General features: G+C 64.4%; 22 protein-coding genes and 1 tRNA gene. 20 read left to right on the top strand and 3 right to left on the bottom strand.

Annotated features, from left to right (window positions below):
• Positions 1-102: 102 nt before the first annotated feature.
• Genes nuoF through FHR22_RS08255 form a run of 14 tightly spaced genes read left to right on the top strand, consistent with a single transcriptional unit; the run spans position 103 to position 14473 of the window.
• Complete coding sequence (gene nuoF, locus FHR22_RS08320; protein WP_166941070.1) at positions 103-1395, top strand: NADH-quinone oxidoreductase subunit NuoF; 1293 nt, start codon at positions 103-105, stop codon at positions 1393-1395.
• Positions 1395-3407 (top strand): NADH-quinone oxidoreductase subunit NuoG, encoded by a 2013-nt coding sequence (gene nuoG, locus FHR22_RS08315; protein ID WP_166941068.1) that lies wholly within the window; start codon positions 1395-1397, stop codon positions 3405-3407. Before nuoF ends, nuoG begins: the two co-directional genes overlap by 1 nt.
• Positions 3404-3541, top strand: a complete 138-nt coding sequence (locus FHR22_RS08310; protein WP_166941066.1) for a hypothetical protein — start codon at positions 3404-3406, stop codon at positions 3539-3541. The genes nuoG and FHR22_RS08310 overlap by 4 nt, the downstream gene beginning before the upstream one ends.
• Positions 3538-4581, top strand: coding sequence for an NADH-quinone oxidoreductase subunit NuoH (gene nuoH, locus FHR22_RS08305; protein WP_166941064.1), 1044 nt, complete (start codon positions 3538-3540; stop codon positions 4579-4581). The genes FHR22_RS08310 and nuoH overlap by 4 nt, the downstream gene beginning before the upstream one ends.
• Positions 4578-5066: an NADH-quinone oxidoreductase subunit NuoI gene (gene nuoI / locus FHR22_RS08300; RefSeq protein ID WP_166941062.1), complete on the top strand. Its 489-nt coding sequence runs from the start codon at positions 4578-4580 to the stop codon at positions 5064-5066. Before nuoH ends, nuoI begins: the two co-directional genes overlap by 4 nt.
• A gap of 12 nt (positions 5067-5078) precedes the next feature.
• On the top strand, positions 5079-5690 hold the full coding sequence (locus FHR22_RS08295; protein WP_166941060.1) for an NADH-quinone oxidoreductase subunit J: 612 nt from the start codon (positions 5079-5081) through the stop codon (positions 5688-5690).
• Positions 5687-5992 carry an NADH-quinone oxidoreductase subunit NuoK gene (gene nuoK / locus FHR22_RS08290; RefSeq protein WP_003051614.1) on the top strand — a complete coding sequence of 102 codons (306 nt, stop codon included), beginning with the start codon at positions 5687-5689 and terminating at the stop codon, positions 5990-5992. The genes FHR22_RS08295 and nuoK overlap by 4 nt, the downstream gene beginning before the upstream one ends.
• Before the next feature lie 4 nt (positions 5993-5996).
• A complete protein-coding gene (gene nuoL / locus FHR22_RS08285) occupies positions 5997-8060 on the top strand; it encodes an NADH-quinone oxidoreductase subunit L (protein WP_166941057.1) in 2064 nt (687 codons plus the stop codon).
• On the top strand, positions 8057-9616 hold the full coding sequence (locus FHR22_RS08280; protein ID WP_166941055.1) for an NADH-quinone oxidoreductase subunit M: 1560 nt from the start codon (positions 8057-8059) through the stop codon (positions 9614-9616). Before nuoL ends, FHR22_RS08280 begins: the two co-directional genes overlap by 4 nt.
• Positions 9613-11043, top strand: coding sequence for an NADH-quinone oxidoreductase subunit NuoN (gene nuoN, locus FHR22_RS08275; RefSeq protein WP_166941053.1), 1431 nt, complete (start codon positions 9613-9615; stop codon positions 11041-11043). Before FHR22_RS08280 ends, nuoN begins: the two co-directional genes overlap by 4 nt.
• Positions 10965-11768: a biotin--[acetyl-CoA-carboxylase] ligase gene (locus FHR22_RS08270; RefSeq protein WP_166941051.1), complete on the top strand. Its 804-nt coding sequence runs from the start codon at positions 10965-10967 to the stop codon at positions 11766-11768. Before nuoN ends, FHR22_RS08270 begins: the two co-directional genes overlap by 79 nt.
• A 1-nt stretch (position 11769) precedes the next feature.
• The gene (locus FHR22_RS08265; RefSeq protein ID WP_166941049.1) at positions 11770-12567 is read left to right on the top strand and encodes a type III pantothenate kinase; all 798 of its coding nucleotides are present in this window, start codon (positions 11770-11772) and stop codon (positions 12565-12567) included.
• Positions 12564-14198 carry a ribonuclease J gene (locus FHR22_RS08260; protein WP_166941047.1) on the top strand — a complete coding sequence of 545 codons (1635 nt, stop codon included), beginning with the start codon at positions 12564-12566 and terminating at the stop codon, positions 14196-14198. The genes FHR22_RS08265 and FHR22_RS08260 overlap by 4 nt, the downstream gene beginning before the upstream one ends.
• A 14-nt stretch (positions 14199-14212) precedes the next feature.
• Positions 14213-14473: a DUF1467 family protein gene (locus tag FHR22_RS08255; protein WP_166941045.1), complete on the top strand. Its 261-nt coding sequence runs from the start codon at positions 14213-14215 to the stop codon at positions 14471-14473.
• 87 nt (positions 14474-14560) lie between these two features.
• On the opposite strand, the gene FHR22_RS08250 is transcribed toward FHR22_RS08255, so the two are convergent.
• A complete protein-coding gene (locus tag FHR22_RS08250; protein WP_166941043.1) occupies positions 14561-15403 on the bottom strand; it encodes a hypothetical protein in 843 nt (280 codons plus the stop codon).
• Between the two features lie 232 nt (positions 15404-15635).
• Positions 15636-17978, bottom strand: coding sequence for a coiled-coil domain-containing protein (locus FHR22_RS08245; protein ID WP_243853615.1), 2343 nt, complete (start codon positions 17976-17978; stop codon positions 15636-15638).
• A gap of 95 nt (positions 17979-18073) precedes the next feature.
• Here FHR22_RS08245 and FHR22_RS08240 point away from each other — a divergent pair, with 95 nt between their 5' ends.
• Both FHR22_RS08240 and FHR22_RS08235 read left to right on the top strand, forming a co-directional pair.
• On the top strand, positions 18074-18367 hold the full coding sequence (locus FHR22_RS08240; RefSeq protein ID WP_166941039.1) for an Hpt domain-containing protein: 294 nt from the start codon (positions 18074-18076) through the stop codon (positions 18365-18367).
• 207 nt (positions 18368-18574) lie between these two features.
• On the top strand, positions 18575-19852 hold the full coding sequence (locus FHR22_RS08235) for a tetratricopeptide repeat protein (RefSeq protein WP_166941037.1): 1278 nt from the start codon (positions 18575-18577) through the stop codon (positions 19850-19852).
• A gap of 286 nt (positions 19853-20138) precedes the next feature.
• Here FHR22_RS08235 and FHR22_RS08230 read toward each other — a convergent pair whose 3' ends face one another.
• Positions 20139-20612, bottom strand: a complete 474-nt coding sequence (locus FHR22_RS08230) for an Lrp/AsnC family transcriptional regulator (RefSeq protein WP_166941035.1) — start codon at positions 20610-20612, stop codon at positions 20139-20141.
• 182 nt (positions 20613-20794) lie between these two features.
• Here FHR22_RS08230 and FHR22_RS08225 point away from each other — a divergent pair, with 182 nt between their 5' ends.
• From FHR22_RS08225 to FHR22_RS08210, 4 genes are all read left to right on the top strand, one after another.
• The gene (locus FHR22_RS08225) at positions 20795-22465 is read left to right on the top strand and encodes a histidine kinase dimerization/phospho-acceptor domain-containing protein (RefSeq protein WP_166941033.1); all 1671 of its coding nucleotides are present in this window, start codon (positions 20795-20797) and stop codon (positions 22463-22465) included.
• Between the two features lie 67 nt (positions 22466-22532).
• Entirely contained in the window at positions 22533-23519 is a 987-nt protein-coding gene (locus FHR22_RS08220) for a polysaccharide deacetylase family protein (protein WP_341786580.1), read from the top strand.
• Positions 23520-23586: 67 nt separating this feature from the next.
• Positions 23587-23662 (top strand) — tRNA-Ile (locus FHR22_RS08215).
• A gap of 99 nt (positions 23663-23761) precedes the next feature.
• Positions 23762-25237, top strand: a complete 1476-nt coding sequence (locus FHR22_RS08210; protein ID WP_166941029.1) for a M20 family peptidase — start codon at positions 23762-23764, stop codon at positions 25235-25237.
• Positions 25238-25272: the final 35 nt, after the last annotated feature.

Genomic DNA, 25272 nt, shown 5'->3' with positions numbered 1-25272 from the left:
CACCTCATTCCTTCGTCATGCCGGACTTGATCCGGCATCCACCGCAGCGTTGAAGTCGTGGACCCCGGATCAAGTCCGGGGTGACGATGTGGGAGAGGGTGCATGAGCCTCGCCGACAAGGATCGCATTTTCACCAATCTCTACGGCTTTCAGCCGTGGAACCTCAAATCTGCGCAGGCGCGCGGCGATTGGGACAATACCAAGGGCCTGATGGCGGCCGGGCAGGACGCGATCATCGAGACGGTCAAGGCGTCGGGCCTGCGTGGCCGTGGCGGCGCGGGCTTCCCGACGGGCCTCAAATGGTCGTTCATGCCGAAGGAGCCGCGCGCCGACCGCCCGAGCTTCCTCGTCATCAACGCCGATGAATCCGAGCCGGGTTCGTGCAAGGACCGCGAAATCATCCGCCACGATCCGCACAAGCTGATCGAAGGCGCGCTGATCGCGGGTTTCGCGATGCGCGCGCGCGCCGCGTATATTTACATTCGGGGCGAATTCATCCGCGAGGCCGAGACGCTCTTTGCCGCAGTGCAGGAGGCGTATGACGCCGGCCTGCTCGGCAAGAATGCGGCGAAGTCGGGCTATGATTTCGACGTTTTCGTCCATCGCGGCGCCGGGGCGTATATCTGCGGCGAAGAAACCGCGATGATCGAAAGCCTCGAAGGCAAGAAGGGCCAGCCGCGCCTGAAACCGCCGTTCCCCGCGGGTGCGGGCCTCTATGGCTGCCCGACGACGGTCAATAACGTCGAGAGCATCGCGGTCGTCCCGACGATCCTGCGCCGCGGCGCGCCGTGGTTCTCCTCCTTCGGGCGCGAGAATAACAAGGGCACCAAGCTCTTCCAGATCTCGGGCCATGTCGAGCGCCCGTGCGTCGTCGAGGAAGAGATGGGCATCACCTTCCGCGAACTGATCGACAAGCATTGCGGCGGCATCCGCGGCGGCTGGGACAATCTGCTCGCGGTGATTCCCGGCGGCTCGTCGGTCCCGCTCGTCCCCGCGGCCGAGATCATGGACGCGCCGATGGACTTCGACGGGCTGAAAGCTGTCGGATCGGGCCTCGGTACCGCTGCCGCGATCGTGATGGACAAGTCGACCGACGTCGTTCAGGCGATCAGCCGCATCAGCTATTTCTACAAGCATGAAAGCTGCGGCCAGTGCACGCCGTGCCGCGAGGGCACGGGCTGGATGTGGCGCGTGATGGAGCGGCTGCGCACCGGCGATGCCGACATCAGCGAGATCGATACGTTGTTCGACGTCACCAAGCAGGTCGAAGGCCACACGATCTGCGCGCTCGGCGATGCCGCGGCATGGCCGATCCAGGGCCTGATCAAGCATTTCCGCCCCGAAATCGAACGCCGCATCCGCGAGAATGGCGGCGCGCTGGAGGCAGCCGAATAATGCCTAAAGTTACCGTAGATGGCGTAGAACTCGACGTCCCGCAGGGCGCGACCGTGCTGCAGGCGTGTGAGATGGCGGGGAAGGAAATTCCGCGCTTCTGCTACCATGAACGCCTGTCGATCGCCGGCAATTGCCGTATGTGCCTCGTCGAGGTCGCACCCGGACCGCCGAAGCCGCAGGCGTCGTGCGCGCTGCCGACTGCCGAGGGGCAGGTGATCAAGACCGACAGCCCGATGGTGAAGAAGGCGCGCGAAGGGGTGATGGAGTTCCTGCTCATCAACCACCCGCTCGACTGCCCGATCTGCGATCAGGGTGGCGAATGCGACCTTCAGGACCAATCGGTCGCCTATGGCCGCGGCGCGACGCGCTATGACGAGAACAAGCGCGCGGTCACCGAGAAATATATGGGTCCGATCGTCAAGACGGTGATGACCCGCTGCATTCAGTGCACGCGCTGCGTCCGCTTTGCGGAGGAAGTCGCGGGCGTCGAGGATGTCGGCGCGATCTATCGCGGCGAGAATATGCAGATCACCTCCTACCTCGAACGCGCGGTGGGCAGCGAATTGTCGGGCAACATCGTCGATCTTTGCCCCGTCGGCGCCCTGACCAGCAAGCCCTATGCCTTCGAAGCGCGGCCGTGGGAACTGACCAAGACGCTCGGCATCGACATGATGGACGCGGTCGGCACCAATGTGCGCATCGACGCGCGGGGCCGTCAGGTCCTGCGCGTGCTCCCGCGCGTCAACGACGACGTGAACGAGGAATGGGCGAACGACAAGACGCGCCACCATGTCGACGGGCTGACCCGTCGCCGCCTCGACCAGCCCTATGTCCGCGTGAACGGCGCGCTCCAGCCCGCAAGCTGGGCCGAAGCCTTTGCCGCGATCAAGGCGGTGAACGCTGGTTCGTCGGTTGCCGCGATCGCTGGCGATCTTGCCGATTGCGAGACGATGTTTGCAGCCAAGACGCTGGTGAACGCGCTCGGCGGCAGCCTGCTCGAAGGACGCCAGACCGGGCTCGACTATGACGTCACCAGCCTGTCGGCGGTCAATTTCAACACCGGGATCGCCGAGGCCGAGAACGCCGACGTGATCCTGCTCGTCGGCACGAACCTGCGCTGGGAAGCGCCGCTGATCAACACGCGCGTCCGCAAGGCGGTGTGGAAGAAGGGCGCGAAGGTTTTCGCCATCGGCCCCGAAGCGGACCTCACGTACAAGGCCGATTGGCTCGGCGACGACGCTTCGCTCGTGTCGAAGCTGCCCGCGCATGTGACGGACGCGCTGAAGGGCGCCGAACGGCCGATGCTGGTCTTCGGCGGCGGCGCTTTGTCGGTGCCCGGCGTCCACGGCGCGGGCCTCGCGCTCGCCAAGTCGGTGAACGCGATCAAGGATGGCTGGAACGGCTATAATGTCGTGCATTTCTCGGCCGCGCGCATGGGGTCGCTGATGCTCGGCTACGGCCTGCCGGGCGGGATCAAGGATGTCGTCGTGGCGAAGCCGAAGCTCGCTTTCTTCCTCGGCGCCGACGAGGTGGATTTTGCGGCGCTTCCGGACACGTTCAAAGTCTATGTCGGCCATCATGGCGACAAGGGCGCGCATGCCGCCGACGTCATCCTGCCGGCTGCGGCGTGGACCGAAAAGGACTTCACGACGGTCAACACCGAAGGCCGCGTCCAGCGTAGCGAGAAGGCGGTGTTCGCGCCGGGTGACGCGCGCGAGGACTGGAGCATCTTCCGCGCGCTCGCCGATGCGCTTGGCGTGACGCTCGGCTTCGACAGCTTTGACGCGTGCCGCGCGGCGATGATCGCGGCGGTGCCCGCGCTCGGCGTCGAAGGCATCGCCGACTATGGCTGGACGGTACCCAAGCTGCCCGCAAAGCCCGAAGCGCGCGCGATCCCGTCGCCGATCAAGGATTTCTACCTCACCAACGCCATCTGCCGCGCGTCGCCGACGATGCAGCGCTGCTCGCAAGAACTGATCCATGGCGCCGATTTCGCGGAGGCCGCAGAATGACTCCCGCACATGCCATCGCCAGCGTGTTGCTGGTCGGAATGGGCTATTCGGTGTGGCGCGGCTTCAACCCGCGCAAGTCGAAAAGGCCCGGCCCGCATAACAATTGGCGGAACCAGGACGGAGCCGGGCAATGACCGAGACTTTCATTTCCTGGGGCATGGACCCGACCTGGGCATGGGGCGTCGCGACGATTTGCGGCATCCTGCTCATCGCGCTGCCGCTGATGCTCAGCGTCGCGATGATCATCTATGCCGACCGCAAGATCTGGGCGGCGATCGCGCTGCGCCGTGGTCCGAACGTCGTCGGCCCCTTCGGCCTGCTGCAGAGCTTCGCTGATGGTTTGAAAGTGTTCCTGCAGGAAACGATCATCCCGACGTCAGCGAACCGCGGGCTGTTCCTGATCGCGCCGATCATCACCTTTACCGTCGCGTTGATGGCGTGGGCGGTGATCCCGTTCAATTCGGGCGCGGTGCTCGCCGACATCAATGTCGGATTGCTCTACATCCTCGCGATCTCGTCGCTCGGCGTCTATGGCGTGATCCTGTCGGGCTGGGCGTCGAACTCGAAATATCCTTTCTTCTCGGCGATGCGCGCCTCGGCGCAGATGATCAGCTATGAAGTCTCGATCGGCTTCATCCTGATCGGCGTCGTGCTGTTCGCCGACAGCTTCAACATGAACGAGATTGTGAAAGCGCAGATCGGCCATGGTCTCGGCATCGTCAACGCCTTCGGCTTCAACCTGCTGCTCTTCCCGCTCGCGGTGATGTTCCTGATCTCGTCGCTCGCCGAAACCGCGCGCGCGCCGTTCGATCTGACCGAAGCCGAAAGCGAGCTCGTCGCGGGCTATCAGACCGAATATTCGTCGATGAGCTTCGCGCTCTTCTGGCTCGGCGAATATGCGAACGTGCTGTTGATGTGCACGCTCAACGCGATCCTGTTCTGGGGCGGCTGGCTGCCACCGCTCGATTGGGCGCCGCTCTATGTGGTCCCCGGCATCATCTGGCTGTTCGCGAAGATCCTGCTGTTTTTCTTCATCTTCAGCTGGGTCAAGGCGACCGTCCCGCGCTACCGCTATGATCAGTTGATGCGGCTGGGCTGGAAGGTCTTCCTGCCGATCTCGCTTCTCTGGATCTTCCTGATCTCCGGCTATCTGATGCTGACGAGGTATTCATGAGTACCATTGCCCACCTCATCAAAAGCTTTACCTTGTGGGAGTTTGTGAAGGCGCACGCCCTCACGTTCAAATATTTCTGGAAGCCGAAGGCGACGATCAACTATCCGTTCGAAAAGAACCCGCTGTCGCCCCGCTTCCGCGGTGAACATGCGCTGCGCCGCTATCCGAACGGCGAGGAACGCTGCATCGCGTGCAAGCTGTGCGAAGCGGTTTGCCCGGCGCAGGCGATCACGATCGAGGCCGAGCCGCGTGACGACGGTTCGCGCCGCACGACGCGCTACGACATCGACATGACCAAGTGCATCTATTGCGGCTTCTGTCAGGAAGCGTGCCCGGTCGATGCGGTGGTCGAGGGGCCGAACTTCGAATTCGCGACCGAAACGCGCGAGGAACTGCTCTATGACAAGGCCAAGCTGCTCGCCAACGGCGACAAATGGGAACGTGCGATCGCGGCGAATCTTGCCGCCGACGCGCCCTATCGATAAGGGCGCGCGCACATGATCCAGCTCTTTGCCTTCTATCTGTTCGCGACCATCGTCATCGCCTCCGCGGCCATGGTGATCTTCGCGCGCAACCCGGTCCACAGCGTGATGTGGCTGATCCTCGCCTTCTTCAACGCGGCGGGGCTGATGCTGCTCGCGGGCGCCGAATTCATCGCGATGCTGCTCGTCATCGTTTATGTCGGCGCGGTCGCGGTGCTGTTCCTGTTCGTCGTGATGATGCTCAACATCGATTTCGCCGAATTGCGTGCGGGTTTCGTGCGCTATCTGCCGCTCGGTGCGCTCGTCGCGATCATCCTTGTCGCCGAACTGGTGTTTGCGGTGGGAGCCTGGCAGGCAGGCGGGGTCGACCTCGCGGCGCGCGCGGCGCCGGCGGCGACCGATACCAGCAATATCCAGCAGATCGGTGAGCTGCTCTACACGCGCTACATCTTCCTGTTCGAAGCGGCGGGCATCGTCCTGCTCGTCGCGATGATCGGCGCGATCGTGCTCACCCACCGCCAGCGCGGCGGCGTGCGGACCCAGAATATTTCGGCGCAGAACCGGCGCCGTCCCGAGGACGCGACGCGCCTCGTCGATCCGGGCGTCGGGCAGGGGATGGAATTGTGATTTCGGTTGGTCATTATCTCGCCGTTTCGGCGGTGCTGTTCACGCTCGGCGTGCTCGGCATCTTCATCAACCGCAAGAATATCATTGTCATCCTGATGGCGATCGAGCTCATCCTGCTCGCGGTGAACATCAACCTCGTTGCGTTCAGCGCCGCGCTCGGCGATCTCGTCGGGCAGGTCTTCTCGATGTTCGTGCTGACCGTTGCCGCGGGTGAAGCCGCGATCGGTCTCGCCATTCTCGTCATTTACTTCCGCGGCCGCGGCACCATTGCCGTCGACGATGCCAACCGGATGAAGGGGTAAACCGGTGATCCAGGCGATCGTTTTCCTGCCGCTCCTCGCGGCGCTTGTCGCAGGCCTTGGCCAGCGCGTGATCGGCAATATGCCATCGAAAATCATCACGACGGGTGCGCTGTTCACCAGCTGTGCGCTGAGCTGGCCGATCTTCCTGTCGTTCGTGACCGGATCGGGCGAACCGACGGTGACGCCGGTGCTACACTGGGTCTCGTCGGGTGCGCTCCAGTTCAACTGGGAACTGCGCGTCGATACGCTGACCGCGGTGATGCTCGTCGTGATCACGACGGTGTCGGCGCTCGTCCACCTCTATAGCTGGGGCTATATGGAGGAAGACCCGGACCAGCCGCGTTTCTTCGCTTACCTGTCGCTCTTCACCTTCGCGATGCTGATGCTCGTGACCGCGAACAATCTGGTCCAGATGTTCTTCGGCTGGGAGGGCGTCGGTCTCGCATCATACCTCCTGATCGGATTCTGGTACAAGAAGCCGAGCGCCAATGCCGCGGCGATCAAGGCGTTCGTCGTCAACCGCGTCGGCGACCTTGGTTTCATGCTCGGCATCTTCGGCACCTTCCTCGTCTTCGGCACCGTCTCGATCCCCGAGATCCTGTCGGCCGCGCCGGGCATGGCGGGGTCGACCATCACTTTCATGGGGATGCGTCTCGACACGATGACGATCCTTTGTCTGCTGCTGTTCATCGGCGCGATGGGCAAGTCGGCGCAGCTTGGCCTGCACACCTGGCTTCCCGACGCGATGGAAGGCCCGACCCCGGTGTCGGCGCTGATCCACGCCGCGACGATGGTCACCGCGGGCGTGTTCATGGTCTGCCGCCTGTCGCCGATGTTCGAAACAGCACCCATCGCACAGGGCGTCGTGATGTTCGTCGGCGCCGCGACCTGCTTCTTCGCCGCGACGGTCGCGACGACGCAGTGGGACATCAAGCGCGTCATCGCCTATTCGACCTGTTCGCAGCTCGGCTACATGTTCTTCGCCGCAGGTGCGGGCGCTTATGGCGCCGCGATGTTCCACCTGTTCACGCACGCCTTCTTCAAGGCTTTGCTGTTCCTCGGCGCCGGTTCGGTGATCCACGCGATGCACCATGAACAGGACATGCGTTATTACGGCAATCTGCGCAAATCGATCCCGATCACCTATTGGGCGATGATGCTGGGCACGCTGGCGATCACCGGCGTCGGCATCGCGGGTGTCGCGGGTTTCGCCGGCTTCTATTCGAAGGACGGCATCCTCGAGGCTGCTTTCGCAAGCGGCGGCGGCGGGGTCGTGGCCTTCTGGGTCGGCATTTTCGTGGCTTTCCTCACCAGCTTCTATTCGTGGCGCCTCGTCTTCCTGACCTTCTACGGCAAGCCGCGCTGGGAACAGAGCGAGCATATCCAGCATGCGGTGCATGGCGACCATCACGATGCGCCGTCGGAAGAAGATGCGGGTCACGATCATGCGCACGCGCACCACCACGACGCGCCCCATGGCGTTCAGGGCGACGGCACGGCGGGCTATCACCCGCACGAAAGCCCGCTGAGCATGCTGATCCCGCTGGTCGTGCTGTCGATCGGCGCGGTGTTCGCGGGCATCGCCTTCCACCATCAGTTCATCTATCCCGAAGAGGGCATGGCGTTCTGGAAGGGCAGCCTCGCGTTCGACGAGCATCTGATGCACGCCGCGCACGAAGTCCCGACCTGGGTGAAGTGGACGCCGTTCACCGCGATGGCGATCGGCCTGTTCCTCGCGTGGAACAGCTATATCCGCAACACGACGTTGCCGGCGCGCTTCGTGGCGCAGTTCAAGCTGCTCCACCAGTTCCTGTACAACAAATGGTATTTCGACGAGCTCTATCATCTCCTCTTCGTGAAGCCCGCCTTCGCGATCGGCCGCTTCTTCTGGAAGCGCGGGGATGAAGGCACCATCGACCGCTTCGGTCCCGATGGCGCCGCGGCGCTCGTGCAAGGGGGGACCCGTCTCGCGGTCCGGCTGCAATCGGGTTATGTTTATGGATATGCGTTCGTGATGCTGCTCGGTCTTGTCGGCCTCGCCAGCTGGGCCATGGTGAATTTCCTGTGAGCGGCGGGTTCCCAATCCTTTCGCTGATGCTGGCGGTCCCGCTGGTCGCGGCGATCGTCTGCATCTTCGCCGGTGACCGCAGTGCGCGGCTGATCGCGCTTGGTGCGACGCTGGTGACGTTCGTCCTCGGCTGCGTGCTGTGGGCGCAGTTCGACATCGGCGGTGCGCAATGGCAGTTCACCGAGCGCGCCGACCTGTTCGGGCGTTTCCAGTGGGCGCTCGGCATCGACGGCATGGCGCTGATGCTGATCATGCTCAGCGTCTTCCTGATGCCGCTCTGCATTCTCGCCAGCTGGGACGCGATCAAGCAACGCGTCGGCCTCTACATGGCGATGTTCCTGATCATGGAAACGATCATGATCGGCGTGTTCTGCGCGCAGGATCTGCTGCTCTTTTACATCTTCTTCGAAGCCGGCCTGATCCCGATGTATTTCATCATCGGCATCTGGGGCGGCGCGAACCGCATCTATGCGGCGTTCAAATTCTTCCTCTACACGCTGCTCGGATCGGTGCTGATGCTGATCGCGATGATCGCGATGATCCGCGAAGCGGGTACGACCGACATCCCGACCCTGCTCGCCTATAATTTTCCGCCCGAAATGCAGACGTGGCTGTGGCTGGCCTTCTTTGCCAGCCTCGCAGTCAAGATGCCGATGTGGCCCGTCCACACCTGGCTTCCCGACGCGCACGTCCAGGCGCCGACCGCGGGTTCGATGATCCTGGCGGGCGTGCTGCTGAAGCTTGGCGCCTATGGCTTCCTGCGCTTCATGATGCCGATGTTTCCCGACGCCTCGGCGCAGCTGATGTGGATCGTCTTTGGCCTGTCGATGGTCGCGGTGGTCTACACCAGCCTCGTCGCGCTGGTGCAAAGCGACATGAAGAAGCTGATCGCTTACTCGTCGGTCGCGCATATGGCGATCGTCACCGCGGGTTTGTTCGCGTTCAACCAGCAGGGGATCGAAGGCGCGCTGATCATCATGCTCAGCCATGGTGTTGTCTCGGCCGCGCTCTTCTTCTGCGTCGGCGTGATCTACGACCGGCTCCACACGCGCGAGATCGACCGTTACGGCGGCCTTGCGGTCAACATGCCGGCCTATGCGCTGTTCTTCATGCTGTTCACCATGGCGTCGATCGGCCTCCCCGGCACCAGCGGCTTCGTCGGCGAATTCCTGAGCCTGCTCGGCATCTATGAGGCGTCGAGCGTCGTGGCGTTCGTCTGCACCACCGGCATCATCCTCGGTGCCGCCTATATGCTCTATCTCTACCGCCGCGTCGTGTTCGGCGAACTGACCAAGGACGATGTGAAGGCGATGGCCGATCTGAACCCGCGCGAATGGGTGATCCTCGCGCCGCTGGCCGCTGTGGCATTGTGGATGGGCGTTTATCCCGAAAGCTTCCTCGCGCCGATGCGCGGTGATGTGACCACGGTCGTCGCCCGCCTCGCCCCGGCGAAGCCCGCGGGCGACGCGCATCTTGCCGCGGGCAAGCCGAAAGCCGCGAAAGCCCATGAAGGCGAAGCGGCCCACGGACCGAGCCATGCAGGAGGCGTCCAATGAGCGCCGATCTCGCCCTCATCTGGCCCGAGCTGATCCTGACGATCGGCGGGCTGATCACGCTGATGCTGGGCACCTTCGCCGGTGACCGGCAGGTCGGACTGTATCAGCTCAGCGCACTGCTGACGCTGGCCGCGGCTGCGGCGGCCGTTATCGCGTTGTTCGGCGTCGATGCGACCGTCTTCTCGGGTACTTTGTCGGTCGATGGTTTCGGCGGCTTTGCGAAGCTGCTGATCTATGCGGCGAGCTTTGTCTGCATCCTCGTTGCGCCGCGCTTCTTCACCGGTGGCATGCGCGCCGAATATCCGGTGTTGATCCTGTTCGCGGCGCTCGGCATGGGCATCATGGCGTCGTCGCGCGACCTGATGACGCTCTATGTCGGCCTCGAGCTCAACAGCCTTGCCGCCTATGTCCTCGCGAGCTTCATGCGCACCGACGAGCGGTCGAGCGAAGCCGGCCTCAAATATTTCGTCCTCGGTGCGCTCGCCTCGGGCATGCTGCTCTACGGCATCTCGCTGCTCTACGGCTTTACCGGTACAACCGATTTCGCGGGCATCGCGGCGCGGATGGGCGGCGAGATGAATATCGGGCTGATCTTCGGTATCGTTTTCGTGCTCGCAGGGCTCGGCTTCAAGATCAGCGCCGTGCCGTTCCATATGTGGACCCCTGACGTTTATGAAGGCGCGCCGACCCCGGTCACGACCTTCTTCGCCAGCGCGCCCAAAGTGGCGGCAATGGCGCTGATGACACGCGTCGTCATCGACGCGATGGGCCCCGCGGTCGGCGCGTGGCAGCAGATCATCATCTTCCTGTCGCTCGCATCGATCATCCTCGGCGCGGTCGGCGCGATCGGGCAGAAGAATATCAAGCGCCTGCTCGCCTATTCGTCGATCAACAACGTCGGCTTCATGCTCGTCGGCCTCGCTGCCGGAACGCAGCAGGGGGTCGAAGCGGTGCTGACCTATCTGCTCGTCTATATGGTGACGACGCTCGGCGCATTCCTCGTCGTCCTGCAACTGCGCGATCCGGCGGGCAACCAGGTCGAAAGCATAGCAGCGCTTGCCGGCTTGTCGCAGCGTCGCCCCGGCCTTGCGGCGGCGATGGCGGTGTTCCTGTTCAGCCTTGCCGGCATCCCGCCGCTGTTCGGCTTCTGGCCGAAATATCTGGTGTTCGAAGCCGCGGTGAACGCGAACCTCGTGCCGCTCGCGGTCGCGGGTATCGTCGCCTCGGTGATTGGTGCTTTCTATTATATCGCGATCATCAAGACGATGTATTTCGACGACAAGTCGGACGTCGAGGTGACGGGCGGCGGCAACGCTGTCGAAGGCACGCTCGTCACCGTAAGCGCGCTGTGGCTGTCGGTGATCGGCTACCTGTTCATTCCCATGCTCGCGATCGCTTCGGCGAGCGCCGCGTCGGTGCTGTTCTGATACCGCCGATAGAGCGGGTAGCGCGGACAGGTTCGACCAACGCCGACCTGCTGGCGCGGCTGGCCAGCGGCGAGCATGTCGGCGAGAGCCATTGGCTAGTCGCCGACCGCCAGACCGCCGGGCGCGGGCGCCTCGGGCGCGGCTGGAACGACGGGCAGGGCAATTTCATGGGCTCGACCGTCGTCCACCTGACCGCCGCCGATCCATCAGCCGCGACGCTCGCGCTCGTCGCCGGGGTCGCGCTCGCGAAGGCGGTCGCGGCGCTGGCCCCCGGTCTCGATGCCCAGCTCAAATGGCCGAACGACCTGCTCGTGGGCGGCGCCAAATGCGCGGGCATCTTGATGGAGCGGACGGGCAACGCCGTGGTGATCGGGATGGGGGTCAATTTGGTCGCCGCCCCCGAACTGCCCGACCGTCCGACCGCGACATTGGCCGCCAACGGTGCCGCGATCGACCGCGATCGCTTTGCCGAGGCGCTTGCGATCGCGATGATCGACGCGCTGTGGACCTGGCGACAGGAAGGCATCGGATCGATCATCCGCGCCTGGCTGTCGCAAGCGCACCCCGCCGGCACACCGCTTCGCGTATCCGAACAGGGTATCGACGGCTTTTTCGACGGCCTCGCCCCCGACGGCGCGCTGCGCTTGCGCCGCGAGGGTGGGGAGACCATGCTTGTCCACGCGGGCGACGTCGAGTTGCGGCGTCCGGTCGAAGAGGGGAATTAGGATGCTGCTCGCGATCGATGTCGGCAACACCAACGCCAAATTCGCGCTCTTCGACCCCGAAGCAGACGCGGGGCAGCCGCTCACCCGCTGGCGCATCGCGACCGACGACCGCCGCACCGCCGACGAATATATGGTGTGGCTCGACCAGTTGATGCGGATCGAGGGCTATGACCGCGCGGGGGTCTCCGCGGTGATCATCTCGACCGTGGTGCCGCGGGCGCTCCACAATCTGCAACTGCTCGCGGTCAAATATTTCGGCGTCGACGCGCTCGTCGCGGGGCGTGAGCCGGTGACCTGGGGCATCGCGCTCAAGGTCGACGAACCGCAATCGGTCGGCGCCGACCGCGCGGTCAACGCGATTTCGGCGCAGGCCGTCGAACCCGGCAAGGACAAGCTCGTCATCAGCTTCGGCACCGCGACGACGCTCGATCATATCGGCCCTGACGGCGCCTATCTCGGCGGCATCATCGCCCCGGGTGTCAATCTCTCGCTCGAAGCGCTCGTTGCCGCGGCCGCAAAGTTGCCGCGCATCGCGATCGAGGCGCCGGCGACGAACAGCGTCATCGGCCGCACCACCGAAAGCCAGATGCTGATCGGCGTCTATTGGGGCTATGTATCCATGATGGAAGGCCTAATAGGGCGCATGAAGAATGAAATCGGCAAACCGCTGACGGTCATTGCGACCGGCGGCCTCGCGACCCTGTTCCAGGAACAGGGGCAATTGTTCGACCGCATCGAACCCGACCTGACGCTGAACGGCCTGATGCACCTCTATAACCAGCGGGGAACTGGCGCATGACCGTTCCCGGCAAGGAACTGCTCTTCCTCGCGCTCGGCGGGTCGGGCGAGATCGGCATGAATGCCAATCTCTATGGCTGCGACGGCAAATGGATCATGCTCGACCTTGGCGTGACCTTTGGCACCCATGATTATCCGGGCATCGATATCATCATGCCCGACCTGGAATTCATCGAGGATCGCAAGAAGGACCTGCTCGGCATCGTGCTGACCCACGGGCATGAGGATCATATCGGCGCCTTGCCCTATCTTGCCGCCGAACTCGGTGTGCCGCTCTATGCCAACCGTTTCACCGCGGGACTGATCGCCGGCAAGCTGATCGAAGAAGGGCTGGAAAAGCAGGTCAAGGTTCATGTCGTCGACATCGACGCGACGTTCCAACTCGGCCCCTTTGGTATCCGTTTCCTGCCGCTCGCGCACTCGATCCTGGAGATGAGCGCGGCGGTGATCGACACCCCTTATGGCCGCGTCTTTCACACCGGCGACTGGAAACTGGACGACGATCCGGTGCTCGGTACCCCATCGTCGGCGGCGGCGCTCACAAAGCTCGGCGACGAAGGCATCGATGTGCTCGTCGGCGATTCGACCAATGCCTTCAATCCCGAGGCTTCGGGCAGCGAGGGCGGGTTGTTCGATGGCTTGCGGACGGCGGTCGGCGCGGCAAAGGGCAGGGTGATCGTTACGACTTTCGCGTCCAACGCGGCGCGGCTGAAGACGCTGGGCGAGGTAGCGAAGGCGACGGGACGCACGCTGTGCGTCGCGGGGCGTTCGCTCGACCGCATCCTCGGCGTCGCGCGTTCGGTCGGCTACCTCAAGGATTTTCCGCCGACGGTCGATTTCGACGAGGCGATGCGGCTGCCGCGCAACAAGGTCATGGTGATCGCGACCGGAGGGCAGGGCGAACCACGCGCGGCGCTGGCGCGCATGGCGGCCGACGGGCATCAGATCAAGCTGGAAGCGGGCGATACCGTCGTTTTCTCGTCCAAGCAGATCCCCGGCAATGAGGTCGCGATCGGGCGGATCATGAACCAGCTGGCGGCGAAGGACATCCTGACCGTCACCGAGAAACAGGCGCATATCCACGTCAGCGGCCATCCGGGGCAGCCCGAACTCGCCGCGCTTTACGGCTGGCTGCGACCAAAGCTGGTGGTGCCCGTGCATGGCGAAATTCGCCACATGCACGAACAGGCGCGCTTTGCGCTCGAACGCGGCGTCCCCGACGCCCTGATCCAGGAAAATGGTGACCTCGTCCGCCTTGCGCCCGGACCGGCGAAGATCGTCGAGCGCGTTCATTCCGGCCGCCTGATCCTCGACGGCGACGTGATTCTGCCTGCCGATGGCGAGACGATCAACGAGAGGCGCAAACTGTCGCTTCATGGCCATATCACGGTTGCAGCCATCTTTGCCGGCAAGCGCTTTACGCAGGCCGCGATCAGCTATCGCGGCGTTCCGGTCGAGGATGAGCGCGAAGCCTTTATCGACGAGATGTGCGAAGCCGCCGAACAGGCCGCCACCGGTCCCGCGCGCGACGAGGAAAAGCTGCGCGAGGCGATCCGCCTTGGCGTGCGTCGTATTGCGACCGACTGGACGGGCAAGAAGCCCGTTGTCGACGTGATGCTTGTCACCATCTGAACGGACCAGCGAAGATGAAATGGACCTCGGCGCTTGCCATCTACCTGCTTTTCTGGGCGTTCAGCGCCTTCTTCGTGCTGCCCTTTCACGGCCGCCGCGCGAGCGATGACGCCACGCCGCTGGTACGCGGGCAAGAGCCCGGGGCGCCGGCGAGCTTTCGTCCGGGACGCATATTGCTGCAGATGACGATCGTCGCGACGATCGGGTTCGTGATCTACTATATTGCCTATGTGAACGGCTGGGCCGACCCCGACAAACTCAGCGGGCGGGCCTGAAGGCTAAACTGTCACTCCGGCGTTTCGGGGGGCGCCCACGTTATAATTCCCAAGAAACAGTAATTTGAGCTTTGGTGTCGGGCGGGTTCACTGCGATTTTGCGAACCCGCACTGTGCCTGCTCCATCTCGATCTGCTTGGTGATACGGCTGGCATTCTCCGCATAAGCTTCGGTCACGGAGCCTTGATTCACGGTCTTGCCATTCAGCGGACTCACATTCGCGCAAAGATGAAAGACATGCGGGGTCTCCGATTTCTTGGCGCCGTTTTCCGGCGCGATCCAATATACGACATCCTGGCCAGCCGGGTTTTCGGCGTTCTTCGTCGCATCTGCCACGGCGCTCGAGTCACGGGCGATGTCCTGCGCCTGAGCGGCCACCTCGGGCGAACAGGCTGTTGTCGGCTGGCCGCCTTTGATCTGCGCTGCGCACTGGTTCATGTCCTGAGTATATTGCTCCACCGACGGCGGGTTATAGCTCACACCGATCAGGGTCGCGACGACAGCCAGGACGGCCCCGACGCTCCCGGCAATCTTCTTGTTCTTCGGATCCATGTCCTTGTCCATGAAGATCAGGAGAACCAGCGGGAGGAAGGCGACCATGGCGATGATCGCCCCAAGCTGGTTCTGGACAAAGAACCGGAACTTTTCCGACGCACGCGCCGGATCGTGCTTGTTGGCCGCCTTCCACATCAAGCTGCCGGCAATCGCAAAGACTGCGATCCCGATCAGAAGGCCAATCAGCAGCCCGAGGTTTCCGTGGTCGAACTTGTGCTGGTACAGCAAGACGATGCCAGCAACCTCGCCGCCGATGGCGACGATCCATGCGAGCAGGGCAAAAATTCGAAGACGCTTGGCTGACGATGTCTGGCCCTGGGTTGCTTGCCAGTCCTTTGTGACATCGACCGGTGCGGCGGGATCTTTGTCGGGCATGCTCGGATCTCCATATCGATGTTTCTGCACGGTAAACGTCGGCCAGGAAGCCTACGCTGCCAGGCGCAGCTTCATCGCAAGATCTTTCCCGGTCTATCTAGCGGACGTGTCTGGCCGGGACCAGAAAAAATCCCGTTGTCGCTTCCTGCCGGACCGAAGCCGGTCGGAAATTACCACCAACGGCATCGCTGCCTTCGCCGAGATGACAGACTCCGCTCGACGCGCGACGCGTTCAACCCCGCAGGCGGTCGATCGCCTGCGCCATCGCGACGTAAAGCTTGCCGATGTCGGACGACAGCAAGGTCACGCTGATCGCCGACCCGTCGCGCGCGCCGATCAGCAGGCGCAGCATTGCTTCGAAATCGTGGATGAACTGGTTCACCGCGGCATGGAAATTGTCGTCATTCTGGTAGACGCGCAGGATTTCCTTCGCTTCGCTATTCTCGACCAGCTTGACCGCGCGGCGCGCGAAGACGCCGCGATCACCCTTGAGATAGGCATCCCATGCGGCGTCGCTGACTTCGCTCGACAGGATCTTGGTGACATCGATCGCGGTCGATTTCAGCGCTTCGGTCAGGACCCCGACCTGTTTCGCGAGCGAATCGCGGTCCGAAGCGGCGATCGCCTGCTCGGCTTCGAGCGCGCGTTGTTCGACGCTCGCGCTGGTGTCCATGATCGTGATCAACTGGCGCATCAGCCGGTCGGCGGCGCCGTTGGCCGCGGCGACGGCGCGCTGCGATGCGTCCTCGATCGCGCCCAGCTGCGTCATGATCTCGGTCTTGAAGGCGGCATCGATCGTCTCGCTCGCGGTCGCCTGCATGGCTTCGCGGGCGCCCGCGATCAGCCGGTCGAGTGTCTCTCGGGCCTGCTCTGCCGCCGAATCGGCGGTCCCGCGCACCTCTGCCAAGGTCGCGATCATCCGCGCGCCGCCCTGTTCGGCGAATTCGTCGGCGCCTTCGCGAAGCTTCGCCAGCGCCGCGTCGGCTTCGGCAAGCGACGTGTTGACGCGGTCGACGAGCATCCGCTGCTTCTCGGCATGGCTCGCCATCTGGTCTTCGTTCGTCCTGAGTGTCGCCTGCACCGCATTGACGTGCGACAGCGTCGATTGCGCGACGAGTTCGGACGCGTCGAGCATCGGACGCAGCTGCGACAAAGCGGTCTCCGCCGTCCTGCCGTGTGCGGTCATCCGGCCCAGCGCCAGCGGCAGCGATTCGTCGAGTTCACGCGTCACCGCATCGAGCGCGAGCAGCAGCGATTCGGCATGGCTGACGAGCTGTTGCGCCGATGCGTTGCCGCTCGTCACCTGGTCGGAGAAGGCGGTGAGCTGGGCCTTGGTATCGTCGATCGCGCGGCCGATGACGGCGGTCCGGTTCGCGACGCTGGTATCGAGCCCGGCGAGCTGCCGTTCGACATCGGTGACATGCGCGGCGATCCGCGCCGCAAGCGTCTCGCTCGCTTCGCCATGCGCCGTCAGCTGGGTTCCGATCGCTTCGCCCGCCTCGCGCGCCGCGGCGAGTTTCGCGTCCAGCTGCGCGGCGGCGGCATCGACGCCATCGCGGAACTGCTGCCAGCTCTGGTCCATCTGACCCGTCACCGCGCTGACGGTCGCGGTCATGTCGTCGCGGGCCGATGCCGCGACCCTGGTGATCTGGGCGAGCGCGGCCCCTTGCGCGCCGGCGACCTGGGCCGACGCGGCGAGCAGGTCCGATTCGGTCTCTTTCGCCTGTCCCTGCAACGCGACCATCGCCTCGAGCACGCTGGCGGTGGCGGCATCGCCGGTCTGCGCCGTCTTCGCCGCTTCCTCGCCCAGCGCGGCGAGCCGTGCTTCGAGGTTCGCACCCTGTTGATGCGCGACGAGCCCGGCTTCACGGAAATTGACAGCGAGGCGCTGCGCGACATCATCGATCCGCGGCAGGCCGGCAAGCAGCCCGTCCATCCGCTGCATCGCGACGTCGCCTGACCGGGCGAGCTGGTCGTGCGCGTTGGCGATCACCGACGCATTGCTGGCGAGCCGGTCGCTGCTGTCGTGCAGCCGCGCGACCGTGTCGAGGCCGAGTTGCTGGACGATCTTTGCCTGCTCGGCGAGTTGCCTTTGTGCATCGGCAAGGTGCAGGCCCAGCGAATGCATCGACTGGCCGAGCAGCATATTCTCGTTGCGCAAAGCGGTCGCGACGCGCGCGAAACGCGCCTGTTCGGAACGGCTCGACCGCAGCAGCACCATCCACAAAATGGCGAGCAGCGTCAGCGGCATCGAAATCGTCGCGATCAGCATCGGCCAGCTGCCGGCGGCGGGCGCGGCGGTAAAACCGCCCGTCGCACCGTGAAGCGCGAACAACGTCCAGCCTGCGCCGAGAAGCAGGAGGAGGGCGGGGGCAAAGCGATCGCGCCGCCGGGGCGCATCGACGCCTGCGTCATATTCTTCGCCGGTCGTGTCGGCATCGGTAAGCGGCGACATATCGAGCCAATCCCGTTCGGCAGGCACCTCGGTTCCGGGCGCTGGCGTCGCTTCGGGCGCCGCGGCCTGATCCTGGACCTTGCCGTCCGTTTCCTGGTTTGCCGCAGAATCCCGCCACAATCCGACTATTTTCTTTTCCCCCGTCATCCCCCCATCTTAGCACCAAATACGCTTCACGAAACGGAAACTTAACGACAAGCTGCCAAGCCTGTGGAATGTCTTTCGATAGTGGCCCCCTCGACCGGTATCTCAGCTCCGCCGTCGGCGACGATGCGGCGATCGCGATCGATTTGCGCAATGCCTTCACCGGCAGCGCGCGCGAACTTTCGGATCTGATGCGCCGCGCGCGCTGCGACGCGAACTGGCACGCCGCGGCGCTGCGCCTGAAAGGGCTGGCCGCGACGTTCGGCATCATTCCGCTGATTCAGCTCTCCGAGGCCGCGATGGCCGGCGCGCCGGGTGACCCTGCCGTGCTGCGCCAGATCAACCGGGCGATCGACGAACTCTGATCGGCTTGGGGCCCCGACCCTCAGGGCCCTGACCCTGTTCTGCGCCGATCCGGGTTCAATCCCCGTTCAGTCGCGCCTTCCTATCATAAATATCGATCCCGGCCGTCTTGCCTTGGCAACGCGACGGGTTTAGCCGCGTTACCGAACCGCGGCCGAGCCCATTTGTGTGCTGAGGCAAGGCGGCCGCCTGTTTGAGGAGAGATTTCGATGGTGAAGCGTTTTCGCTCGATGCCGGTGACGGCGATGGCCGCTGTGCTGGGCAGCGCACTGATGATTTCGGCCGCGCCCGCCGGTGCGAAAGAAAAGAAGGACAAGAAGGAAGAAGCGGCCAAGGGCACGACGATCAGCGTCAGCAAGGGATTCCAGCCCGCGGTCAAGAAGATGATGGATGCCAACACCGCCAAGGATGCGGCGGCGCTGCAGGCGGCGCTGGCCGAGGGGCAGGGCGGCGCGAGCACCAATGAAGATCGCTATTGGCTGGCTTATTACCAGCTCCAGCTCGGGATTCTGAACAAGGATCAGGCGATGCAGGCGCAGGGACTCGACGCGATGATCGATTCGGGCATCACCCCGCCCGAAAGCGTCGCGGTCTATAATTTCTTCTCGGGCAACTTCGCCTATGGCGCAAAGGATTATGCCAAGGCGGTCAAGCGCCTCGAAGCGGCGAAGGCCGCGGGCTCGACCGAGCCCCAATTGTCGGTGCTCTTGATGGACAGCTATCTGCAGCAAGGGCAGGTCGATCAGGGCATCGCGATGGCCAAGGCAAGCATCGAGGCAAGCCGCGCCGCCGGTCAGCGTCCCTCGGACGAACTTTATGTTCGCCCGATCAAGGCGCTTCAGACCGCCAAGCGGACCAACGAAATGCTCGACATGATGACGCTGCGCATGCGCGACTATGGCGAGCCGCAGGTATGGCGCCAGACGCTGTTCATCCTGCTCCAGCAGACGGGCGAGAACAAGGAGATCGCGCTCGATACGCTGCGGCTGATGCGTGCCACCAAATCGATGCTCCAGCGGCCCGAATATTCGGAATATGCGGCGCTGGCCACCGAAGCGGCGCTGCCCGGCGAGGTTGTCGCGCTGGTCGCCGAGGGCAAGGCGAGCAAGGTGATCCCGACCCCCGACGCGACGTTCGATGCGATCGCAAAGACGCAGGGCGAGCGCGCCGGCGACGAGGAATCGACCCTTACCGCTTACGCCCAGAAGCCGACGACCCTGTCGAATCCGAAGGTCGCCGGCGCAACCGGCGATACCCTTGTCAGCTATGGCCGTTATGCGGACGCCGTGCCGCTCTACAAGGCGGCGCTGGCGGCGGGCGGCGACAAGGAATTGTGGACCTATCGCATGGGCGTGGCACAGGCTCTCGCCGGCGACGCGGCCTCCGCCAAGGCGAGCTTCGCGCAGATTGCCGGTCCCCGCAAGCGGCTTGCCGACCTGTGGGTGATCAAGCTTGGCAATGGCGCCGCCCCTGCGACGGGCGGCTGACGCATCACTCGGATTAACGGGCGCCGCTTCCCGGTGGGAGCGGCGCCCTTTTTTTGGCGGGGATGACACGGATAGGAAATCAAACGTCACTTCCAGCCGCAACTGGCCGCTTCCCGCTCTTTCCTCGTCATCCCGGGCTTGACCCGGGATCCCGCTTTTTTGAGGAACGAGCCGTTTGTGACGCCAAGCGGGACCCCGGATCAAGTCCGGGGTGACGAGGAACGGAACTGCACTTCCGGCCGGAAACGGACATATCCGAACGACCCGCACTTGACAGGCTGAAGCCCTAATCCTCGACGGGAATCCCGGCGAGCTGTTTCGCGGTGCGGATGGTCAGCGACGTCTTCACGCTCGTGACATTGGGTGCCGAGGTCAGATGCGCGGTCAGGAACGACTGGAAGCTTTGCAGATCGCGCGCGACCACCTTCAGCAGAAAGTCGATCTCGCCATTCAGCATGTAGCATTCGCGCACCTCGGCGAGGCCGCCGACATAATCCTCGAACGCCTTCAGGTCGGATTCGGCCTGGCTGCGCAGGCTGACCATCGCGAACACCGTGATGCCATAACCCAGCTTCGCCGCATCGAGGTCGGCATGATAGGATCGGATGACCCCCGATTCCTCGAGCGCACGGACGCGGCGCAGGCACGGCGGCGCGGTCAGGCCGACCATCTGCGCCAGTTCGACATTCGTCATTCGCCCGTTTTTCTGCAGCTCGCCCAATATCTGCAAATCGATCTGATCGAATTTTTGGCTCGCCATTTTGTAACTTCCGCTTTCCTAGCAAGGCCATGACCATAATAATATTTCAGGCGAATGCAATTGTCCCACAATGCGACGCGGATGGTTAAGGTGCTTTCATGACCGGCCGATTCACGCTAGCCGGTAAGCATATGCTAACAACGATATGAGGGTGGGGCCGGCTTCGCGTGACTGCTGACTCGATGATTACGACCATCTTGCGTCAGGCGCCCGGGGACCGCCGGGCGAGCATCGCCGCGTGGCGTCAGCTCTCCGATATTCTGGCGCAGCGCGGCAATCAACTGGTTGATGGCGATATTCGCCGCAGCCTGCATGCGCTCGCCGTGCTTCGGCCCCAGGTCCCCGAAAATGTCCGGCGCGACTGCGCGCGGGCGATCGCGCGGCACGGCCGCTTTGCGCCGCTCGTTGCGCTTTATGCCAATGACGTCCCGGCGGTGTCGGCCGTGATGCTGGGCAGCGCCCGGCTTTCGGAAGCCGACTGGCTGGCGCTGCTCCCGGCTACGGGGGCGATGGCGCGTTCGATCCTCGCCGGCCGCGACGATCTTCCGGCCAATGTCCGCCGCGCGCTCGCGAGCCTGGGCAGCGGCTCGATGGCCTTGCCGCAGCCGATGATGATTGCCGCCGAAACGGTGCCGCCGCTGCCCGTCGAAACCATGATCGAACCCGGGGCCGAAACAGGGGCCGAAAGCGCCGAAGCGGCGGTTCCGGCCAATGATACGGGATCGAACCAGATCAGCGAACTGGTCCGGCGTATCGACAAATTCCAGTCGACTCGCGGGCAGTCCGCGGCGCCCCGGACGCCGCGCGCGAATTTTCTGTTCGAAACCGGCCCCGACGGCGTCATTCACTGGGTCGACGGAGTCACGCGCGGCAGCGCGATCGGGCTGTCGATTGCCGAGGCGGCGTTCGGTGGCGAGCCCGGTACCGATGGTGTCGCGGCGGGCGCATTCCGCCAGCGTGCCGAGATGATCAACGCGCGGATGATCCTCGACGGTTCACCCGCCGATGCCGGCGAATGGCGTTTTTCGGCCTTGCCCTGGTTCGATCCGGCGACGGGACAGTTTCGCGGCTATCGCGGCAGCGCGCGCCGGCCGTACCGCAACGAAACCCCCTATGGCCAGCCCGCCGCGGCGGATTCGGGCGACTCGATTCGCCAGCTGATCCATGAACTGCGCAGTCCGCTCAATGCGATCTCCGGCTTCGCGCAGATCATTTCGGGACAGATGTTCGGCCCGGTCAGCGGCCCCTATCGCGCGATGGCGGAGACGATCGTCGCCGACGCGGCGTCGGTCCAGGCGATCATCGACGATCTGGAGACCGCGGCGCGTGCCGGCGACAGTCCGCCGCGCGAACTGGCTCACGAAACCGTCGATGTCGCGGCGATCGTGGCGCAGGTCGAAGGCGATCTGGCCGCGTTGCTCGCCGAACAGCGGATCGATCTCAGCATCTCGCGCGTCGGCGGATCCTTCCTGGCGCGTGGCCATGACGCGAACGCACGGCGGATGATCGGGCGGCTGCTGACCGCGCTGGTCGATGTATCCGAACCGGGGGCGATCATGGTCGGGCAACTCGTCGCAGAAGCCGCGCACGACGACATGCTGCAATTGCGCATCGTGCGTCCGGCCTCGATTCGCTTCGCGACGGCGGCAAACCTGCTCGATCCGGGCTTCAGCCCCGAAGGTGAGGCGCCGGGGGCGGCGATCCTCAGCCTCGGCTTTTCGCTCCGTCTGGTCGACAGTCTCGCGCGCGGCGCGGGCGGAAGACTCGATATCGGGCATAACGCCTTGACCTTGCACCTGCCCTCGGCCAACCCAAGCACCGATACCGGGCTGGACGCCCAGCAAAGCGAATAGCGCAGGCCGGGTGGGGCCGGCGGGGGGAAATGCGGTGCAGCCTGCGGGCAATCTTCTGGCATATCCGGTGGGACCGAAACTGATCGGGCTCGACCGCGGCGAACGGCCGCGTTTCTGGGTGACGATCGATACCGAAGAGGATTTCGACTGGACGGCGCCGTTCGCGCGCACCGGCTATGGCCTCGATTCGGTTCCCGCGCTGGCCGAATGCCAAGCCTATTTTGACCGGGCGGCGGTGCGGCCGATCTATCTCGTCGACTGGCCGATCGTTGCCGACGACCGCGCCGTCGCGATCCTGGGTGCGGCGAACGCCGAAGGCCGCTGCGAGATCGGCGCGCAGCTCCATCCTTGGGTCACGCCGCCGCACGAAGAAGAAGTGAGCGAGCGCAACAGCTATACCGGCAACCTGCCCGTCGAACTCCAGCGCGCGAAAATGACGGCACTGCGCGATGCGATCGGCGATCGTTTCGGTGTCCGGCCGATCGTCTATCGCGCCGGCCGCTACGGGCTTGGCCCCGAAAGCGCGGTGATGCTCGCCGAACTCGGCTTCCGGTGCGATACCTCGGTTCGCGCGGGGTTCGATTACCGCGCCGGGCACGGCCCCGATTATCGCGAGGCGCCGTTGTTGCCCTGGTGGGTGCGCACGGGGCGGGGCGATATCCTCGAAGTTCCGGTGACGACGGTGTTCGGCGGGCTGTTCGGACGGGCGGGCAGCCGCCTTTATCATCGCGTCGCGCGCAAGGGCACGCACGCCGGCGCGGCGCTGGCACGGCTCGGGCTGGTCGAACGTATTGCGCTGACGCCGGAAGGCATTCCCGCCGAGCGCGCCTGCCGCGCGGTCGATATCGCGCTCAATCGGGGAATTCCGGTACTCAACTTCTCCTTCCATTCGCCGTCGCTGCAGCCGGGCAACACGCCGTATGTCCGCAGTGATGCCGACCTCGTCCGTTTCTATCGCTGGTGGGACGTGCTGCTGGACCATCTGGCACGGCGCGGCGTCGAACCGACGACGGCGGCAGAGATACTGGCGATTGCGGAGCGCAAGGCGGTCTGAGCGCCTTGGCGCTTGCCAATCCGCCGGTGCGTCCGCTATCGCCCGCACACCCCGCCGGGCAATGGAGGGGCCTGTAGCTCAACGGTTAGAGCTGGCCGCTCATAACGGCTAGGTTGCGGGTTCGAGTCCTGCCGGGCCCACCATTCTCCTGCCCCGCCATTTTCCTGCCATTGTTGCGGCATTTCCCTTGCATATTGCAACTGATCGCGGTCCATTGGCGGACGGCAGAAGGAGAGGGGAATATGGCGAAACGGCGGACGATCGTCCTGGGCGGGCTGGCGGCGCTTGCCCTTGTTGCAGGCACGGTTGCGGTGCGAACCGCGAGCTTCGAGCCCAGGGATATCGCCGATGGCAGCGACATCCGTCTCGCCGCCGCGCCGCCCTATGACCTCGACGCCGCGGTGGCGCATCTCAGCGCCGCGGCGCAGATCCGGACGGTTTCGCATCAGAACCCGGCCGATAACGAGGTTGCCGAATGGGACCGGCTGCACGCGTGGCTCGCCAAAACCTATCCCGCCGTGCATCGCGTGATGGCGCGCACGATCCTGCCCAACCGGACGCTCATCTATCATTGGCCGGGCAGCGACCCGGCGGCCAAACCGATCATCGTGATGGCGCATCAGGATGTCGTGCCGGTGACCGGCGGCACCGAAGCCGACTGGAAATATCCGCCCTTTGCCGGGACGATCGCCGAACAGGCGGTGTGGGGGCGCGGGACGGTCGACGACAAGGGTTCGCTCATCGGACTGTTCGAAGCGCTCGAGGCGCTGGCGGGCCAGGGTTTCAAACCAAAGCGCGGCATCTATCTGGTGTCGGGGCACGATGAGGAAGCGGGCGGATCGGGCGCGGTGGCCGCGGCGGCGAAACTGAAGGCCGATGGCGTCCGCGCCCTGTTCACGATCGACGAAGGCAGCGTCGTGTTGCGCGATGCGCCGGTGATCGACGGGCCGGCGATTCTCATCGGGGTCGCCGAAAAAGGCTATGCGACGCTCAAGGTGACGGCAAACGCGCCGGGGGGGCACAGCTCGATGCCGCCTGCCGAAACGGGCGTCACGACGCTCGCGCGGGCGGTTCTCGCGATCACCGAAAAGGCGTTCCCCATCGAGATGCGCGGCCCCGGCGCCGCGATGATCGACGTGCTCGCCGAACGAAAAGGCGGCACGACGAAGATGGCGGTGGCCAACCAGTGGCTGTTCGGATCGCTGCTCAAGCGGCAGGCGGGTTCCTCGCCCACCTCGGCCGCGGCATTCCATACGACCATCGCCCCGACGATGCTCGAAGGCAGTCCGAAGGAAAATGTGCTGCCGCAGTCGGCCAACGCGCTGATCAACTATCGCATCGCCCCGTGGAACAGCTCTGCCGACGTCATGGCGCGCGCCAAGGCCGCGGTCGGCGACGCGCCGGTCGACCTCGCTTGGGTCAAGCCGCCGAACGAACCGTCGCGTGTTTCATCGACCGAGTCGCCCGGCTGGAAATATATCGCCGCCGCCGCGCGCGCCGACGCGCCCGACGCCGTCCTTTCGCCATTCCTTGTCGTCGCGGCGACCGACAGCCGCAGCATGGAGCCAATTTCGGACGATGTGTACCGCTTCATGCCGATGCATTTCACACTCAAGGAAACCGCGATGATCCACGGTACCAACGAACATATGGCGGTCGACAGTTTCCGGCGGATGATCGATTTCTATGCGCGGCTGATCGCGACCTCGGCGGGGTAGGGCGACCCGGCCTCGCATCCGAAAAAACGGCTTGT

The organism is Sphingopyxis panaciterrae (genome assembly GCF_011762125.1).
Classification (GTDB): Bacteria; Pseudomonadota; Alphaproteobacteria; order Sphingomonadales; family Sphingomonadaceae; genus Sphingopyxis; species Sphingopyxis panaciterrae.
This window is presented reverse-complemented; position numbering and strand designations above follow the sequence as displayed.

Coding starts and splice junctions, on each gene's coding strand:
- FHR22_RS08255 (WP_166941045.1), top strand. CDS start 14,213: ATGAAATGGACCTCGGCGCTTGCCATCTACCTGCTTTTCTGGGCGTTC.
- FHR22_RS08250 (WP_166941043.1), bottom strand. CDS start 15,403: ATGCCCGACAAAGATCCCGCCGCACCGGTCGATGTCACAAAGGACTGG.
- FHR22_RS08260 (WP_166941047.1), top strand. CDS start 12,564: ATGACCGTTCCCGGCAAGGAACTGCTCTTCCTCGCGCTCGGCGGGTCG.
- FHR22_RS08295 (WP_166941060.1), top strand. CDS start 5,079: ATGATCCAGCTCTTTGCCTTCTATCTGTTCGCGACCATCGTCATCGCC.
- FHR22_RS08240 (WP_166941039.1), top strand. CDS start 18,074: ATGTCTTTCGATAGTGGCCCCCTCGACCGGTATCTCAGCTCCGCCGTC.
- FHR22_RS08230 (WP_166941035.1), bottom strand. CDS start 20,612: ATGGCGAGCCAAAAATTCGATCAGATCGATTTGCAGATATTGGGCGAG.
- FHR22_RS08235 (WP_166941037.1), top strand. CDS start 18,575: ATGGTGAAGCGTTTTCGCTCGATGCCGGTGACGGCGATGGCCGCTGTG.
- nuoN (WP_166941053.1), top strand. CDS start 9,613: ATGAGCGCCGATCTCGCCCTCATCTGGCCCGAGCTGATCCTGACGATC.
- nuoH (WP_166941064.1), top strand. CDS start 3,538: ATGACCGAGACTTTCATTTCCTGGGGCATGGACCCGACCTGGGCATGG.
- nuoG (WP_166941068.1), top strand. CDS start 1,395: ATGCCTAAAGTTACCGTAGATGGCGTAGAACTCGACGTCCCGCAGGGC.
- FHR22_RS08210 (WP_166941029.1), top strand. CDS start 23,762: ATGGCGAAACGGCGGACGATCGTCCTGGGCGGGCTGGCGGCGCTTGCC.
- nuoF (WP_166941070.1), top strand. CDS start 103: ATGAGCCTCGCCGACAAGGATCGCATTTTCACCAATCTCTACGGCTTT.
- FHR22_RS08310 (WP_166941066.1), top strand. CDS start 3,404: ATGACTCCCGCACATGCCATCGCCAGCGTGTTGCTGGTCGGAATGGGC.
- nuoI (WP_166941062.1), top strand. CDS start 4,578: ATGAGTACCATTGCCCACCTCATCAAAAGCTTTACCTTGTGGGAGTTT.
- FHR22_RS08265 (WP_166941049.1), top strand. CDS start 11,770: ATGCTGCTCGCGATCGATGTCGGCAACACCAACGCCAAATTCGCGCTC.
- FHR22_RS08225 (WP_166941033.1), top strand. CDS start 20,795: ATGATTACGACCATCTTGCGTCAGGCGCCCGGGGACCGCCGGGCGAGC.